This is a genomic window from Mycobacterium sp. ST-F2 (assembly GCF_001905655.1).
Classification (GTDB): domain Bacteria; phylum Actinomycetota; class Actinomycetes; order Mycobacteriales; family Mycobacteriaceae; genus Mycobacterium.
The window spans coordinates 1-15,898 of sequence record NZ_JMHT01000098.1 but is presented as its reverse complement, the minus strand read 5'-3'; the positions used below and the strand labels follow the sequence as shown (position 1 = coordinate 15,898).

Sequence of the window (15,898 nt, the reverse complement as noted above, 5' to 3'; positions counted from 1 at the left end):
CTGGACGATGCAGCGCCGCGAAGGAACCTGATTTTGACTTGTACGTCAATTGTTACCACGCTCTCAGCAACTTCGTAGGTATTCCGCTACCTAATTGAGCGCCGATCCGCCGTTACGCTCGCAATCAGCTGGACGAGCGATTTTCCAGCGGAGATTCCGACACCGAGTCGCACTCGCGAACGCCGGCCGATGCCACCGCGCACGCTCTCCCAGAGAGTCGGGCAACCCCGCCAGGCGCCCCGCGCTGTCACTCACGATCGATGCCGGTGGCACCGGAATCCTCGAGGAGCCGCTTGAGGACATCCCCAGGATCACCCTGATTCGGGTGGAGTTCATGCGTGGCCACACCGCCGGAATCCGTCGCAACCCGGTCTGCGCCGACGGTGTCGGGAGCCTGTTCAGCAGGCCCGGCAGGAGCCTGACCGTCCTGGCCGCCCGATCCGGGCTGCTGCTGTGGCGGTTGCTCTGGCTGTTGCTGCGGTTGTGGCTGTTGCTGCGGCTGGCCGTCCTGCCCGCCCGGTCCGGGCTGCTGCTGCTGCTGACCATCCTGTCCCGACGGCGGCTGCTGATCAGATTGGCCCTGACCGCCGCCACCGCCACCGCCGCCACCGCCTCCGCCGGCCCCTCCTCCACCGCCGCCGCCCTGACCGCCCTGCGGATCTTTCAGCTTGTCCTGCAACCGCTTCTCGGTTTCATTGCGGTGCTTGCGCTGTTCTTCGTCGGGCTCGGTCGTGGTGTCGAAGCAACCGGCAGGTGCCTGCTGCACCACGGTCAGTGCTTCCTGCCACAGCGGTTTCGCCTGGTCGCGGTGCTTCTCGCTGTTCTTCACATCGCCCAGCGATTCCAGCACCACGGCAAGATTGATGCGCACGGGGCACGACTCGTCCGGATCGACCAACTCGAGCGACTTCTTGAACTCCCCCTCGGCGTCCGCCAGTTTGCCTTCCAGCAGATAACGGTCGCCTTCGGCGAAATACGCCTTGTAGGAATCGATCACGTTGAACGACTTGAGCTTCCGCACGTCGCGGTCCATGCCGTAGGAGTCGTACGCCAAGAAGTCCGACCGTGCGGACTGCCCGTAGGTCACCATCGTCATCAGCTTGGCGGCCACGCCCAACACCAACAGGGCCGGCAGCAGCGAGATGACCAGCAGCTTGCGCCGCAAGACCTTTCGGCTCGGTCCGGATGTGAAGTACCGGACGACCGCCGACACCACCGTCCGCCACACCGCTGATATCTGCGTCATGCGTCCCGCACCTTCGTCATGCGAGAAACCCGATACTCACGCGCCATGGCGAACAGCTCATAGCCCATCAACAACATCGCTATCGCGGTGAAGATCCAATAGAACTCGGTGCGGTCCCCCGGCAACGAAACCTGTTGCTGTACTTCCGCAGATTTCGACACGTCGAGCGCCGGAATGATGGTGGCCGTCGAATCACCCGGCGCCCGGTGGTAGTACGGCAACTTCAGCTGACCGGCGACGGACTTCAACGACGCCTCGTCCAACGCCGAGAGGAACTGTCCACCGCCGGTATTGGGGTCGGGAAAGTAGGACGTTTCGCCGTTCGCCCCGCGCTTGCTGGCCACCCGGCCGCCGGCGGCCGTGCCGTACCCGAGCACCGCCCCGCCGGCTATCAGCCCGGACGGGATATCGAACTTCGTGGCCGATCGCTTCGAAACACCCGCTCCCTCACCGAGATAGAAGACCACGTTGCTCGAGCCGGGGTATTGCTTGCGCGCCAACTCCAGCTGGCGCTTCAGCTGGTCGTCGGCGGCACCGACATCAACCTGGTACACCGAATCGAAGTCCGACTCGTAGGCCGAATATCCCTTGAGAAGTGCCCGCAGACTCCAGACATCGTCGGACAACGGCCAATCGACTCGTGCCTTCGTCGCGAACGACGTGATCGCGAACCGCCCCGACGGATACTGGTCGACGATCGACTGCATGTCGGCGCGAATGCCGGCCATCCGGAACTGGTTGTTGCCGTAGTCCTCGGCCCTGGAATTGAGGGACCGGTCGACGACGAAGAAGACATTCACATTGTTGGCGGCGGCTGCCGCTACGGCCTGACTCGAAACATGCTTGTCCCCTTCGATTCCCGGGCGCGCGGCCGCCGCGAACAAACAAACGATCACCAGGGTCAACAGGCTCCAACGCAGCACCACCTTGCGCTGACTGCCTTTCCCGACCACGACCAGCACGCGGTAGAGCGTGTACATGCGCAGCACCAGGGTCAGCCCGGCCAGCGCCAGGAAAACCCACCACGCCACAACGGGTTCGAATGTCATCGGCGCACCCCCGCGAGACTGATCGCGAAGACGATGACCAGGGCCAGGCCGACAATGAGCACCGTGTTGGGCCGGTCCCTCACCTGCTCCACCAGGATCGTCCCGTCAGATCGGGTCAACGTCGGCGGATGGGACCGGATGTCGTCGAGATGGTTGCGCAGGGCCGCGTCCATCGCCTCCTGCTGCGCTGCGCTGTTGCCGCTCTTGGGATCCGCGGCGACGTAACTGACGAACCGGCCGCCACTGGCCGAGACGATGCCGCTCAGCGCACCGCTGGCGTCGCGGGTGGTGCGCGTCAACACGTTCAGCTGAACGCCCGACGATTCCGCCAGCGCGGACAATGCCGCGTCCGAGTAGATAGGCGTGCCGGAGCCGGCCGCTGGACCCAGATAGATCACCGAGCGCCGGGAATCTGACGCCTTCCCCAGGCCCGGAAAGCCCTTCATGCACAACGCAAGTGCGTCGTTGACCGTCAGCTTGTAGTCGGAATAGTTGACGGTCCGGCCGAATTCGTGCTGTGCGCGCTGCAATGTCGCGGCGGCTTCGGGGGTGGGCTTCTGCTCGGACTTCAACCGCTCCAGGCCCGCGTAGCGGCCGAGTTGTTCTTGGAGATACGGATAGTCGCGGGTCAGTGGGATCACCCGCACAGTGCGGGACGTCAGGCCCAGCCGCTGCGTCTCGAATGCGGCAGCCCGGTCACGGAAATAGGACAGCAGGACGGACGCGTCATGGGAGGCCGGGTCGTCCTCCATACACAACATGATGTCTTCCGGATGCGCCCTGTTGATCTCGGCGGCGGTCGCTTGTGCACTGACCGGCCGCGCGGTGGCGATGATCGCGCACAGTGACACGGCAACAGTTGTTGCGGCAATGGCCGCCAGCAGCATTCGGTACCGGCGATAGGCGCGCGCGTACTCGGGCAGCTGCGTCAACCGGCCGACCCAAGCCAGCGGACGCAACCGGCGCTGCTGTTGCCGCAGTGGCCACAGGAACGCAAGGGCCACAATGACGACCACGGCCGTCACGCCCACGACGATCACCCACCACCATCTCAGCTCCATGACTGGATCGCACTCCGCACCTGTGCCGCCGCGGCAGCTACATCGGGGTTCGGGGTGGCGGCGAATTGTCGTGAGTACAGGGCCTTCACGATCGGCGCCGCCGCGGCGGCAGGCCCCTGCTCCACTTCACCCAACGTCATGTACTGGGCCCGCACGCCCGTGCGGTAGAACACGAAATTCCGCAGTATCCGACTCATTTCGGCGTAGGCCTGGCGGCTGTTCAGCTCGCCGGCACGGTGGCGATCGGTCACCTTCCCGACCGCCGAACTGAACTTGCGTTGCAACACCCGGGCGCTGACATCACGGATCACCGGAATGCTGCGCAACCGTTCGACGGGAAGCGTCCACACCACGACACCGATGAACCACCCGATCACGCCGAGCACCAGCAGCACCCCGAGCACCAGCCAGAACCACGAGTACGGCAGCGGCGCCACGATCCATTTCAGGAAGTCATTTGCCACGGCCGGCCTTCTTCAACATCAAGGTGACAGCGCTGAACAACTCACCACTGCCGGAAACCCGCGCGCACGGGATGGCGGACGTGTTGACGTATTGCTCGAACGCCGCCTCCCGCGCCGCTTCTGCCCGCCGGTACGCCTCCAGCACCCGGTGTCCCAGGATCTCTTCGCGCAGTAGGGTTCTGCCGCTGTCGACGTCGTATCCCTCACCGCCGAACCCGGGGGCTCCGATCAGCGGGGCGTCACGCACCGTCACCCAGTACACGTCGTGCCGCGCGGCCACCTTGCGGAACTGCTCGTCCAGTTCCGCGCCGACATCAGGCTCATCGGAGATCACGAAAACGATGTGCCGGCGCCGGAAGTGGTGCTGCACATAGTCCAGTTGCGCGCAGATGTCACTGCGGCCGCTGTCGGCCACGTGATGGCGGTTGACGCGTTCCAGGATGTGTTCGAGGTGCGCCTCGCCGCGCCGGTTGGGCATGTGCGCGGACCCGGTCGCGTCTCCGTACACCAAGCCCATCTCGTCGCCCTTGCTGATGGCGATGAGCCCGACCAGCCCAACGGCATTGAGCACCACACGCTGTTTCAGCTCACCACTTGCGGCATACGCCAACATGTTTCGACCGAGGTCGGTGACCATCAGGACCCGCTGCTGCCGGTACGAGACGAATCGCTTGACCAGCACCTCGGGCGAGCGTGCCGACGCCTTCCAGTCGATGTCTCGGACATCGTCACCCGGAAGATACGGACGCAGATCGTCGAATTCCAGGCTGCGCCCCTGGAACATCGAGCGGTGCTCCCCTTCCAGCAGCCCGCGGGACACCCCGTTCGGACCCGAGAGCTTGTTGCCGGCCAAGGTCTGCGCCTTGACCTCCTGCAGTAGTACGCCCATCGCGACTAGGGAGTTCGGACTGCCTGGATGACGTTGTCTATCAACACTTCCGGAGTGACATTCTGGGCCACCGCCTCGAACCCGAGAATCAGCCGGTGCCGCAACACCCGGTGCGCCAGTGCCTTCACATCGTCGGGGAGCACGTGGTTGCGACCGGACAACAACGCCAACGCCCGCGCCGCCTTGCAGAAAGCGATGGTGGCACGCGGACTGGCGCCGTACTCGATGAGCCGGGCCAGATTCGGCGGCAGGTACTGCTGCGGTGCGCGGGTCACCGCAACGATCTGGGTGATGTAGTTGACGATCGCCGGATCGAGGTAGACCCGTCGCGCCACGTCGCGGATGTAGAGAATGTCGTCGAGCGACGCCACCGGAGCGGTCCGGTGATTGGTGTACACGCCGGCGTCGATCCGGAAGACCATCTCGGCCTCTTCGCGAGGGTTCGGGTAGGTCAGGATTTCCTTGAACATGAACCGGTCCATCTGCGCCTCGGGCAGTGGATACGTGCCCTCCTGGTCGACCGGGTTCTGGGTCGCGAGCACCAGGAACGGCTCGGGGATCTTGTAGACCTCCCCCGCGATGCTGGTCTGCCGCTCCTCCATTGCCTCCAGCATGGCGCTCTGAGTTTTCGCACTCGACCGGTTGATCTCGTCCAGCAGAACGATATTCGCGTGCACAGGTCCGAGCTGAGTGTGAAAAACGCCCTTGGACGCGTCGAAGATCTGGGTGCCGATGATGTCGCTCGGCAGTAGATCCGGCGTGCACTGGATGCGCCGGAACTTGGCCTGCACCGCATCGGCGACGGCTCGTGCAGCCGTCGTCTTGGCAAGTCCCGGAACGCTTTCCAGCAACACGTGGCCGCCGGTGAACAGGCCGATGAGCAGACTCTGCTGCAGCCCGACCTGGCCCACCACCTTGGCTGAAAAGGCCCCGGACACTGCGTGGACCACCGAGCGGGCCCGGTCGAGTTCTTCCCGTGTCGGCTGCGACTGCATTGTGTTGATCGGAGCACTCATCCGTGCTCAATTCTCTTCGCGCAAGCGCTCATCGGCCAAACCACTTCACTGTCAACGGATCCTGTGTCATGTCGATCTGCCCCATCAGGGGAACGAACTGTTTGGCCTGCACGGTGCCACCGCTGGTACTGGTCGCGGTGATGGTCCACTGCGACGTCCCCATGGTGCGTACCGTGAGGTCGAACGATGTGAACGTGTAGGTGACCTTGCTCAGATCGGCAGGTGGTTCCCAGTGCACGGTGTTGTCGACCAACGTCGGGTTGGGCATCGCGTTCGGGCAGCCCGGTGGGGCCAACAACGTGGATTTCGCGCATTCGGCGACGGAGGTGGCCAAGGCCTGCTTGGCGGCCTCCGAGCCGGCCTCGCTGAGTTGCATCTGGGTGCCGACGGTGAGGCCGACGCCTGACGCGATCAACCCGTCGAGCAACACCGGCCGTGCTGTCGAGACCGTCAGATACTTGCTTGCCGAGCCCAGATCGAGCCAGCCCGGAAACACGTACACCGCCGCATTGCTCGGCGCCGGCTTGCCGAACAACGTGAGCGGCGCGGTCGGGAGCGGCTGACCGGTGGCCGGGTTGTTGATCCGAATACCGCCGTTCGCACCGAGATTCACCTTGACGCTGGCAGTCGGCAGCCTCCAGCCGCTGTCGTCCTTCTTCACCATCAAGGTCTGGTCGGCGGTCTGGTCACCGAAGTTCACCGATACGTGTACCTGGGCCATGGACCCGGTCTCGTTGGCGCTCAGAATCCGGATGTTGGTGACGGGCCACTTCGCCGTCTGCTGCTTCAGCACGTCGTCGGTGAGGAAATCCTTGGACGCCGGCTGGTCGGCACCGAATGCCAATGCGGCGCCCGCATCTCCCTTCGACAGCGCCTCCAGGTACCCCTTGACCGCGGCCTCCGCGGAGCTCGCGCCGCCACCGCCGGCGCCGCCCGATCCGCCACCGGAGAACGACACGATCGCCACGACGATGCCGACCACCAGGAGCACCGCCAGAGTGGCCCCACCGGTGATGAACAATGCCTTCTTATTCTTCGCCTGAGGCGGCGTCGGGGCATATCCCGGCTGCGGGAAGTGCTGGAACTGCTGCTGCGGTGCACCGGGCCAACCGTGTTGCGGCGGACCAGGAGGCGGCGGCGCCTGCTGCGGCGCTCCTACCGGGGCCGGTCCGCCCCATTGCGGCGCGGGCGGCGGCTGTCCGTAACCGGGATGCGGCGCCGGACGTCCGTCAACGGGATTGGGACCGCCGAAAGGCGACTGCGGTGGCTGCGTCACGAGGTGGATCCACCGTCAAGAACCGTCACCAATTGAACCTCCCCCTCTCCCCGTGCCGACTTGCGCCGGCGACCCGACGGTATCACCAGGGCCGATACCGGCGCCTATCCTGACGAGATGAGCGTCAAGGTGGATCTCGCCCAGCTGGCCGACACCCTGGCCGACTTCGGGTTCGCGTACCTCGTTACCGTCGGTGACGACTTCCGCGCTCACACGGTGGCTGTCACCCCGGTGTTCGATGGCGCCGCACTACACATCGAGCCACTCGGAGGCACCACCCTCCGCAACGCCGAAGCCCACTCGGCCGTCACGGTGCTGTGGCCTCCGCGGGAACCTACCGGCTACTCACTGATCATCGACGGAACCGCCGAACCCACTGACACGGGTCTACGCGTGGAGCCGAGTCGTGCGGTGTTGCACCGCAGCCCAGAAGGCGTCCACGACTGCGTTTCGCTCAAGCAGATCTGAGTTATCCACAGGCCGACGATTGGGTACTACCGTCGACCACCATTGTCGGCTGCTATTGAGCGATGGGGGAAATCGAACAACTGGCCGCGGCGAACGGCGGGGTGATCTCCGCGGTGCAACTGCGCGCCGCGGGAATGCCGCGCCCAGAAGGTTGGCTGCCGGTGCGGCGCGGCTGGTATGCCAGCCCGTCCGCAAACCCGCAGGTCGTCCGCGCAGTCGCAGCAGGCGGTGTGCTGGGTTGTGTGTCAGTGCTGCGCCGCTACGGCGTCTGGGTGCCCGATTCCGGTTTGCATATCCGGTATTCGAAGCGGGCCAGACTGTCCCGTCCAAACGATCGGTCCTGCCAGCCATATCGCCTCGATCCACCCATCCTCGGCGCGGTCGACCCGGTTGACATCGCGGTCGCTTCGGCAGCGAACTGCCTGGATGCCGAGGGACTCATCGTGGTCCTTGATTCGATGCTGAACGAGCGGATGATCGAGATGGCCGATGCGCGAGACATTGTGGCGGCATCCCGCCTTGCGCACCTGAACCTGGCCGAACGATGCGACCCCAAGAGCGAATCGGGCTTGGAGACGATGGTCCGATTACGCTTGCGCGCCTTGGGGATCCACCTACAAACACAAGTGGACATTCCGACAGTGGGACGGGTCGACCTTCTGGTGGGCGATCGACTGATCATCGAAACCGACGGCCGCGAGAACCATCAACCCAAGTATCAGGCCGATCGGACGAGGGACAGGGCGGCTACCAGCTTGGGACTGCTGACAATGCGACTGACCTATGAGGATGTTGTGTACCGCTGGGACGTGGTACTCGAGGACATACTGTCGGTGATCCGAAGGCGTGCACATCGCGGCGCAATCGCAATGTGACGCTGTCAGCGCCGCCATCGCAAATACGTCCATGACAACGCTGGCAGAGTCACGCAAGAAAAGGCCCGGCCTCCGAAGAGACCGGGCCTTCCCGAAAAAGCTGGACTTAGAAGTCCATACCGCCCATGCCACCGGTCGGGTCGCCGGCGGGAGCCGCGGCCTTCTCCGGCTTGTCGGCGACGACGGCCTCGGTGGTGAGGAACAGCGCCGCGATGGACGCCGCGTTCTGCAGCGCCGAGCGGGTGACCTTGACCGGGTCGGCAACGCCGGCGGCCAGCAGGTCCTCGTACACGTTGGTCGCGGCGTTCAGGCCGTGACCCGCGGGCAGGTTCGACACCTTCTCGGCGACGACGCCCGGCTCCAGACCACCGTTGAAGGCGATCTGCTTCAGCGGAGCCGACAGGGCGACACGCACGATGTTGGCGCCGGTGGCCTCGTCACCCTCGAGCTTGAGCTCGTCGAGCGCCGGAGCCGACTGCAGCAGAGCCACGCCACCACCGGCGACGATGCCCTCTTCGACGGCAGCCTTCGCGTTGCGGACGGCGTCCTCGATGCGGTGCTTGCGCTCCTTGAGCTCCACCTCGGTGGCAGCGCCGGCCTTGATGACGGCAACGCCACCGGCCAGCTTGGCCAGGCGCTCCTGCAGCTTCTCGCGGTCGTAGTCGGAGTCGCTGTTCTCGATCTCGGCACGGATCTGAGCCACGCGGCCGGCGATGGCCTCGGCGTCGCCGGCGCCCTCGACGATGGTGGTCTCGTCCTTGGTCACGACGACCTTGCGGGCCTTGCCCAGCAGGCTGATGTCGGCGGTCTCGAGGGACAGGCCGACCTCTTCGCTGATGACCTGGCCACCGGTGAGGATCGCCATATCCTGCAGCATCGCCTTGCGACGGTCACCGAAGCCTGGGGCCTTGACGGCGATGGACTTGAAGGTGCCGCGGATCTTGTTGACGACCAGGGTCGACAGGGCTTCGCCCTCGATGTCCTCGGCGATGATCAGCAGCGGCTTGCCCGACTGGATGACCTTCTCCAGCAGCGGCAGCAGGTCCTTGACGGTCGAGATCTTCGAGCTGACCAGCAGGATGAACGGGTCCTCGAGGACCGCTTCCTGACGCTCGGCGTCGGTCACGAAGTAACCCGAGATGTAGCCCTTGTCGAAGCGCATACCCTCGGTGAGCTCCAGCTGCAGGCCGAAGGTGTTGCTCTCCTCGACGGTGATGACACCCTCGTTGCCGACCTTGTCCATGGCCTCGGCGATCAGGTCGCCGATGGACTGGTCACCGGCCGAGATACCGGCGGTGGCGGCGATCTGCTCCTTGGTCTCGACCTCCTTGGCGGAAGCCAGCAGGCCCTTGGTGACGGCCTCGACAGCCTTCTCGATGCCGCGCTTCAGGCCGAGCGGGTTGGCGCCGGCAGCGACGTTGCGCAGGCCTTCACGAACCAGGGCCTGAGCCAGAACGGTGGCGGTGGTGGTGCCGTCGCCGGCGACGTCGTCGGTCTTCTTGGCGACCTCTTTGACCAGCTCAGCACCGATCTTCTCGTACGGGTCCTCCAGCTCGATCTCCTTGGCGATGGACACACCATCGTTGGTGATCGTGGGGGCGCCCCACTTCTTCTCCAGGACGACGTTGCGACCCTTGGGGCCCAGCGTCACCTTTACCGCGTCGGCGAGGCTGTTCAGGCCACGCTCGAGGCCGCGACGGGCCTCTTCGTCATACGCAATTGTCTTGGCCATTGCGAAGTAATTCCTCCGGTTGGGAATTGCACGTCTTTGGTCAGGCGCAGCGCCCGCGACGGACGGCCTGGGCTGTGCTCGCAGATGCGGCCCCGGCCTCACTGTCCCGACCTAGCACTCACCTATCGAGAGTGCCAACTGCATTCTTAGCACTCGACCATGGCGAGTGCAAGGTTGAGCGATCCCTCTGCCCGGAGCTCCGCTGTGAGCGAATATACGCAGGTGCCCACATCCTTACCGCCCAAGTTCGGCGAACCCCGCAGCTTCGACGAAGCGGCCGAAGAGCTGCAGAACCTGATCAACTGGGCGAAAGAGGCCGAGCATCGAATCGGCTACTTCGCCGCTGTGTACAAGCGCACCACGCTCGCCCTCAAACAGGCGGCCGACGACGGCGTATTCGAGGATGCGGACAGCATGGGCAAGCTCGCCGAGCTCTTCGCCACCCGCTATCTGACGGCAGTCAACGCGTTCTTCCGACCGGACGAAGCCACTCTGAGCAAGTCGTGGCTAGCAGCGTTTGAGCAGCTCGACAAAGACGAACCAGTCATCGTTCAACACATTCAGGCCGGGATCAACGCGCACGTCCTGTACGACCTCGCCATGGCGGTCAACGTGCTCACCAGCAGTACGGACGTCAACAGGGTGCGTAACGACTTCCTTGCGGTGAACGCCGTCCTGGCGAGTCAAACGCACGACATGCTCGCCAGGGTCGAGGAGATTTCGCCCGGGTTGAAAGACTTCCTCGACGCCGTCCCCGGCGATGAGGCCCGGCTCATCGGCCCGGCCATCACGTGGATGCGCGAGGGGGCCTGGATGTTCGTGAAGGCGCTGGAGCTCTATCCGGGTACGAGGAACCTGTTGCCTTCCGAAGTGCAGGACAACATGGTGTCCATCACGACCACCACGCTTTTCAGTGGCCTGTCACAGGAGGCGTTCGACGCGATCGCCGAGCACGAGAGCCGCGACGTGCGGCGCAACATCGAGGTCCTCGATCGCGTGGCCGACCAGGTGGCCAGTATCAAAACGACCATGTGACGATGTCCGCGCCGTCAGCGCGGCCGTAATCCATCCATCATCAACTCGACCACCCGATCGGCGGCGTCGGCGTTGTAGCGCTGCGCGGCGTTCGCCGCCACGAGCAGCGTCTTCACATCGGAGGCCGTGACGTCCGCACGCACGGCGCCGGCCCCCTGGGCGGCTGCCAGCAGCCGGCCGAGCAGCGCCAGGAATTCCTCTTCGACATCGGGCACCAAGGCGTTGACGTCGATGCCGAGACCGGCGAGCGCGTCGACCAGACCCTGATCGGTTTCGCCCCACCGAACCATCGAGCGCAGGAAGTCGAACAGCGCATCGCCCGGGGCGTCCGACGCCAGACATGCCCGGCCGGCATCCATGACAGAGTCCAGCCGATCCTCGATCACCGCGCGGTAGAGATCGTCCTTGGTCGGGAAGTGTCGGTAAACGGTGCCGGCGCCGACGCCCGCACGCCGGGCAATCTCGTCGATCGGTACAGAAAGCCCTTCCTCGGCGAAGGTTTGATACGCCACTTCCAGCACGCGCGCCCTGTTCCGGGCAGCGTCGGCACGCAGCGGACGCTTCGGTTTGCAGATCATCACGCTCCCGGGAACAAATTAAACGGGGCGACCGTTCCGGATATGTGAAACATCCGGGGCGCTCGCCCCGGATCAGTCCAAGGCTACCGAGGAACCGTCATGACCAAGTGGACAACCGCCAACATCCCCGACCAGACCGGACGTACCGCCGTCATCACCGGCGCCAACACCGGCCTCGGTTTCGAGACCGCCGCCGCCCTCGCCGACAAGGGCGCGCACGTCGTGCTCGCCGTCCGGAATCTCGACAAAGGCAAGGAAGCCGTCGACCGCATCCGGCAGGCCACCCCGGACGCCGACGTCGCCCTTCAGGAACTCGACCTCAGCTCGTTGCAGTCGGTTCGGGAAGCCGCCGAACAATTGAGGGCCGAATACCCCGCGATCGACCTGCTGATCAACAACGCCGGCGTGATGTGGACGCCGAAGCAGACCACCGCCGACGGTTTCGAGATGCAGTTCGGCACCAACCATCTCGGCCACTTCGCCCTGACCGGACTGCTGCTCGATCAGCTACTGACGGTGCCCGGCTCCCGCGTCGTGACGGTCAGCAGCCTGGGCCATCGGATTCGTGCCGCCATTCATTTCGACGATCTGCAGTGGGAACGCCGCTACAACCGGGTGGAGGCCTACGGCCAGTCCAAGCTCGCCAACCTGCTCTTCACGTATGAACTGCAGCGGCGACTGACCGGCGCCGAGACCGTCGCGCTCGCCGCACACCCGGGCAGGTCGAACACCGAGCTGGCACGCCACGTGCCCCTGCCGCCCGCATTCTTGAACCCCGTCGTCGAACGGCTTTTCCAGAGCGCCGCCATGGGCGCCCTGCCCACCCTGCGCGCCGCAACCGACCCGGCCGCATTCGGCGGCCAGTACTACGGGCCGGACGGACGGTTCCAACAGACCGGCTACCCGAAGGTCGTCGGTTCGAGCGACCAGTCACACGACACCGCGCTGCAGCAGCGGCTGTGGGCGGTGTCCGAGGAACTGACCGGAGTGACGTTCCCGGTCTGACACGAAGAAGCCCCGTGGGTCTGTGCGACAAGGGCTTTCACACAGACCCACAGGGCCGCGTCGGACGGGTGCTGCGGTCAGTAACCGATCTTCAGCAGGCCGTTGCGTCCGTCTCCAACGGTGACGACACCGGTGCTCCAGTTGCCCATGTTGGCGACGCCTGTGTTGGCGCTGCCCAGGTTGAGGATGCCATTGTTGCCGTAACCGAAGTTGAGAACGCCGTTGTTGCCGGCGCCGCCGTTGAGCAGACCGTTGTTGCCCGGCGAGAAGTTGATCCCCGAATCCGCAGACGCGGCGGTGGCGCCCATGAGCGCCATGGCGCCGGCACCGATGACAGTTGCCCCCAAGAGGACGGTTGAACGGATCATCGACATGATTTCTCCTTCGCTAGCCCGAGTGTGGATCACTCAAGAGTAGCTATCACTCGATGGCTTGAGAAGCACTTTGGCAAATACGCTACTTTCATTCCGAAAATATCTGAGCAAACTTTCCGCACGACGTCCATAGCGTGCGTCGTGCTGGGTAGCGACGCTTCAAGAACAGTCATAAAGGGTCGTTGCCAGGACTTTTATCGCCAAAGTGACCACATGAAATTGACGAAGTACCGAGAATTCAACCGCCAACAGAACGCTGACAACAAACATCGCAGCAAGAATTACAACCACTGTAGCTAATATATTGTGATCGCCGCCCAGCCGTGGTCGAGCATCGCTACCATCGACTGCGCATTTGCTGGCCTCCAACCGCAGCCGCACCCCCTCCGAAGCCGCGCCGCCCACATTTCGGCCAGGGTGAACGTGTTCTAAATACGTTTCGAGCTCCATACCACAGTGCCCCACAGCACCTGGCCACAGAGTCGGTAGTCCCGTACACACTGCGCCACCCGAGACCGACTCTCCGCAGGTGAGCACGCTGCAGAGAGCAAATTCCACGGCCACCTTCGGCCGATATGAACGCGCACACACTTCCTCCAAGAAAGCTCACAGCTTTCGACTACGGGTGTTAGTCTCCTCACGTTTTATCAACGGGGGTGTTGCATTTCACACCAAACGACAGAGGAGGATCGTGGCTAAGCACAGGGCAGTGGGCACCAATACCTGGTGGAGCTCCGCCAAGCCGCTTGCGGCTGCGGGATTGACGGGTGCGGCGTTCGCCAGTGCGGGGGTGATGCTGCTGTTGGGGCCCGATTCTCCGACGATGCAGTCGGTGACCGCGGACATCAGGCTCGTCAACACCGAGAGTGCCTCCGGGGCCAGCGATGGCAAGACCAAGAACTCGCCCAAGCCCAAGCCTTCGACCAAGCCGGCGTCCGGTGAGACGACGGACCCGGGCACCACGACCGACACCCCGCGCTCCCCGCGTCAGCAGGCGCAGGACCGCATGCGCCAGTACGCGGACGACGCCCGAAAAGCTTTGAACGATATCGGTCGAGGTGCCCGGCCGAGACACGCCGGCCCCAGCACTGACAACGACTCGGGCACCCCGTCGGCCCGTCATTCGCGGGGTACGCGGTCAACGACCGTCCAGAAGCCCGACGCCGCCGACAAGGCGAAGTCCACCGCTGCCGTCGGCTCCACGCAGACGCCCACCGGCGCGGTCGCAGGCGCCACCGAACCGGACGCCGCGGCAGGCAACCAGACCCCGACCACGCCGACCGTCCCCACCGGCGCGACGACCCCGTCCACACCGACGGCACCAGATACCGTCCCGGTGACGACGGCCCCCACGACCAAGACGTTCAACCCGATCACCGGCATGCTGTCGGCAATCAACCTGGGCGCCATCCTGGTCCCCCACTCGCCGACCACCCCCGACCAGATGCCCGGCGTCTGGGCCGTCATGGCGTGGGTGCGCCGGCAGACCGAATACGGCATCGCCGCCAAGCGAGTGCAACTGCACTCCGCGGCCTCCCCGGCCGCAGTGGCCGCCGCCCCGGCGGCGCCCAACCCCCTGGCTGCCGCGGCCCCGGTGGCCGCGCCCGCTCCCCTCGCCGGCATCCCGCCGCTGGCCCTGCCCAACGTCACCTTCCCGACATTCGTCGACCCGACCCAGCTGGTCCTGAACTGGATCTACGGGAACGTGCACTTCGGCGTCCAGAGCTGGATCAACAGCCCGCTCGGCTTCGTGGTCGACACCGGGATCAACCTGCTTGCCGGGCAATATCTGATCGGCAACGGCGCCGACGGAAACCTGATCACCAAAGACGGCGGCCGCGGCGGCCTGTGGTTCGGCGACGGCGGCGACGGCTACTCGAGCGGCCTCCCCGGCATCGAGGGCGGTAAGGGTGGCGACGCCCGCGGCTTCGGCAACGGCGGCAAGGGCGGCAACGGGTACTCGGGCTTCGGCATCTTCACCCCGACCGCCGGCGGCAACGGCGGCAGCGCCGGCGGGATCGGCCACGGCGGCGCCGGCGGCAAGGGAGGCAACGGCGCTGACGGCGCCAATGGCCTTGCCGTACTGGGTCAGAACGGCGGCGACGGACAGAACGGCGCCGACGGTGGCGACGGTGGTCGCGGTGGCCGCATCTTCGGCAACGGCGGCAAGGGCGGCGTCGGCGGAAACGCCGGTAGCGGCGGAAACGGCGGCTCGGGCGTCCTGGGCGGCGGAGCGCTCGGCGGCGGCGGAAACGGCGGCCATGGCGGCGTCGGCGGAGTCGGCGGCAACGGCGGCAAGCACGGGTTCATCGCCAGCAGAGGCGGCCTCGGTGGAAACGGCGGCGCAGCCGGTGCCGGCGGTCACGGTGGCGATGGCTCCGACGGCAGTTCGTCGTTGATCCCCGACGGCGGCAAGGGCGGAAACGGCGGCAACGCCGGCACCGCGGGTGCCGGCGGCTTCAACAGCAGCGGGAAGAAACAGGCCGCAACCGGCAACGCCAGCGCCAACGGCGGTAACGGCGGCAAGGGCGGCAACGGCTTCGACACCATCACCGCCATCGGCATCGCGGGCAACGGCGGCGCCGGTGGCAACGGTGGTACCGGCGGCACCGCCGGCAACGGCGGCAGCGGCGGCGCTGGTGGCACCGGCGGTAACGGCGCCAATGGTCTTGCGGCACTTGGTGAAAGCGGGCCCAACGGCGGCAACGGCGGCGCCGGCGGCAACGGCGGAGCGGGTGGCACCAAGTCCGGCAACGGCGGCAAGGGCGGTATCGGTGGCGACGCCGGCAACGGTGGTTCCGGCGGCTCGGGTGTCCTCGGCGGCGGAGCG

16 protein-coding genes are annotated in these 15,898 nt (G+C 65.5%); 5 read left to right on the top strand and 11 right to left on the bottom strand.

Features of this window, described 5'->3' with window-relative positions; all coding sequences use genetic code 11:
• Window positions 1-247: 247 nt before the first annotated feature.
• The 7 genes from EB75_RS29500 to EB75_RS27315 are packed head-to-tail and all read right to left on the bottom strand — an operon-like array spanning window position 248 to window position 7,001.
• Window positions 248-1,246 carry a hypothetical protein gene (locus EB75_RS29500; protein WP_168176136.1) on the bottom strand — a complete coding sequence of 333 codons (999 nt, stop codon included), beginning with the start codon at window positions 1,244-1,246 and terminating at the stop codon, window positions 248-250.
• Window positions 1,243-2,295 (bottom strand): VWA domain-containing protein, encoded by a 1,053-nt coding sequence (locus tag EB75_RS27340; RefSeq protein ID WP_073698349.1) that lies wholly within the window; start codon window positions 2,293-2,295, stop codon window positions 1,243-1,245. The genes EB75_RS29500 and EB75_RS27340 overlap by 4 nt, the downstream gene beginning before the upstream one ends.
• On the bottom strand, window positions 2,292-3,356 hold the full coding sequence (locus tag EB75_RS27335) for a hypothetical protein (protein ID WP_073698348.1): 1,065 nt from the start codon (window positions 3,354-3,356) through the stop codon (window positions 2,292-2,294). Before EB75_RS27335 ends, EB75_RS27340 begins: the two co-directional genes overlap by 4 nt.
• Entirely contained in the window at window positions 3,347-3,820 is a 474-nt protein-coding gene (locus tag EB75_RS27330; RefSeq protein ID WP_073698347.1) for a hypothetical protein, read from the bottom strand. The genes EB75_RS27335 and EB75_RS27330 overlap by 10 nt, the downstream gene beginning before the upstream one ends.
• Window positions 3,810-4,709: a DUF58 domain-containing protein gene (locus EB75_RS27325; protein ID WP_073698346.1), complete on the bottom strand. Its 900-nt coding sequence runs from the start codon at window positions 4,707-4,709 to the stop codon at window positions 3,810-3,812. Before EB75_RS27325 ends, EB75_RS27330 begins: the two co-directional genes overlap by 11 nt.
• A gap of 5 nt (window positions 4,710-4,714) precedes the next feature.
• Window positions 4,715-5,725: an AAA family ATPase gene (locus EB75_RS27320; RefSeq protein WP_073698345.1), complete on the bottom strand. Its 1,011-nt coding sequence runs from the start codon at window positions 5,723-5,725 to the stop codon at window positions 4,715-4,717.
• A gap of 28 nt (window positions 5,726-5,753) precedes the next feature.
• Complete coding sequence (locus tag EB75_RS27315; RefSeq protein ID WP_073698344.1) at window positions 5,754-7,001, bottom strand: DUF4878 domain-containing protein; 1,248 nt, start codon at window positions 6,999-7,001, stop codon at window positions 5,754-5,756.
• 117 nt (window positions 7,002-7,118) lie between these two features.
• On the opposite strand from EB75_RS27315, the gene EB75_RS27310 reads away from it, so the two are divergent.
• The gene (locus EB75_RS27310) at window positions 7,119-7,469 is read left to right on the top strand and encodes a pyridoxamine 5'-phosphate oxidase family protein (protein WP_073698369.1); all 351 of its coding nucleotides are present in this window, start codon (window positions 7,119-7,121) and stop codon (window positions 7,467-7,469) included.
• A 62-nt stretch (window positions 7,470-7,531) separates the two neighbouring features.
• A complete protein-coding gene (locus tag EB75_RS27305) occupies window positions 7,532-8,344 on the top strand; it encodes an endonuclease domain-containing protein (protein ID WP_073698343.1) in 813 nt (270 codons plus the stop codon).
• 106 nt (window positions 8,345-8,450) lie between these two features.
• On the opposite strand, the gene groL is transcribed toward EB75_RS27305, so the two are convergent.
• Window positions 8,451-10,076, bottom strand: a complete 1,626-nt coding sequence (gene groL / locus EB75_RS27300) for a chaperonin GroEL (protein ID WP_073698342.1) — start codon at window positions 10,074-10,076, stop codon at window positions 8,451-8,453.
• Window positions 10,077-10,280: 204 nt separating this feature from the next.
• Here groL and EB75_RS27295 point away from each other — a divergent pair, with 204 nt between their 5' ends.
• Entirely contained in the window at window positions 10,281-11,111 is an 831-nt protein-coding gene (locus EB75_RS27295) for a DUF5995 family protein (RefSeq protein WP_073698341.1), read from the top strand.
• Between the two features lie 14 nt (window positions 11,112-11,125).
• Here the strand turns inward: EB75_RS27295 and EB75_RS27290 are convergent, their stop codons facing one another.
• Entirely contained in the window at window positions 11,126-11,686 is a 561-nt protein-coding gene (locus EB75_RS27290; RefSeq protein WP_073698368.1) for a TetR/AcrR family transcriptional regulator, read from the bottom strand.
• Window positions 11,687-11,788: 102 nt separating this feature from the next.
• Here EB75_RS27290 and EB75_RS27285 point away from each other — a divergent pair, with 102 nt between their 5' ends.
• A complete protein-coding gene (locus EB75_RS27285; RefSeq protein WP_073698340.1) occupies window positions 11,789-12,694 on the top strand; it encodes an SDR family NAD(P)-dependent oxidoreductase in 906 nt (301 codons plus the stop codon).
• A gap of 77 nt (window positions 12,695-12,771) precedes the next feature.
• Here the strand turns inward: EB75_RS27285 and EB75_RS27280 are convergent, their stop codons facing one another.
• Window positions 12,772-13,068 carry a hypothetical protein gene (locus tag EB75_RS27280; protein ID WP_073698339.1) on the bottom strand — a complete coding sequence of 99 codons (297 nt, stop codon included), beginning with the start codon at window positions 13,066-13,068 and terminating at the stop codon, window positions 12,772-12,774.
• Window positions 13,069-13,227: 159 nt separating this feature from the next.
• Complete coding sequence (locus EB75_RS29765) at window positions 13,228-13,518, bottom strand: hypothetical protein (RefSeq protein ID WP_217267733.1); 291 nt, start codon at window positions 13,516-13,518, stop codon at window positions 13,228-13,230.
• Window positions 13,519-13,759: 241 nt separating this feature from the next.
• On the opposite strand from EB75_RS29765, the gene EB75_RS29495 reads away from it, so the two are divergent.
• Window positions 13,760-15,898, top strand: a 2,139-nt coding sequence (locus tag EB75_RS29495) for a PGRS repeat-containing protein (protein ID WP_353651663.1), incomplete at its 3' end; no start/stop codon positions are given.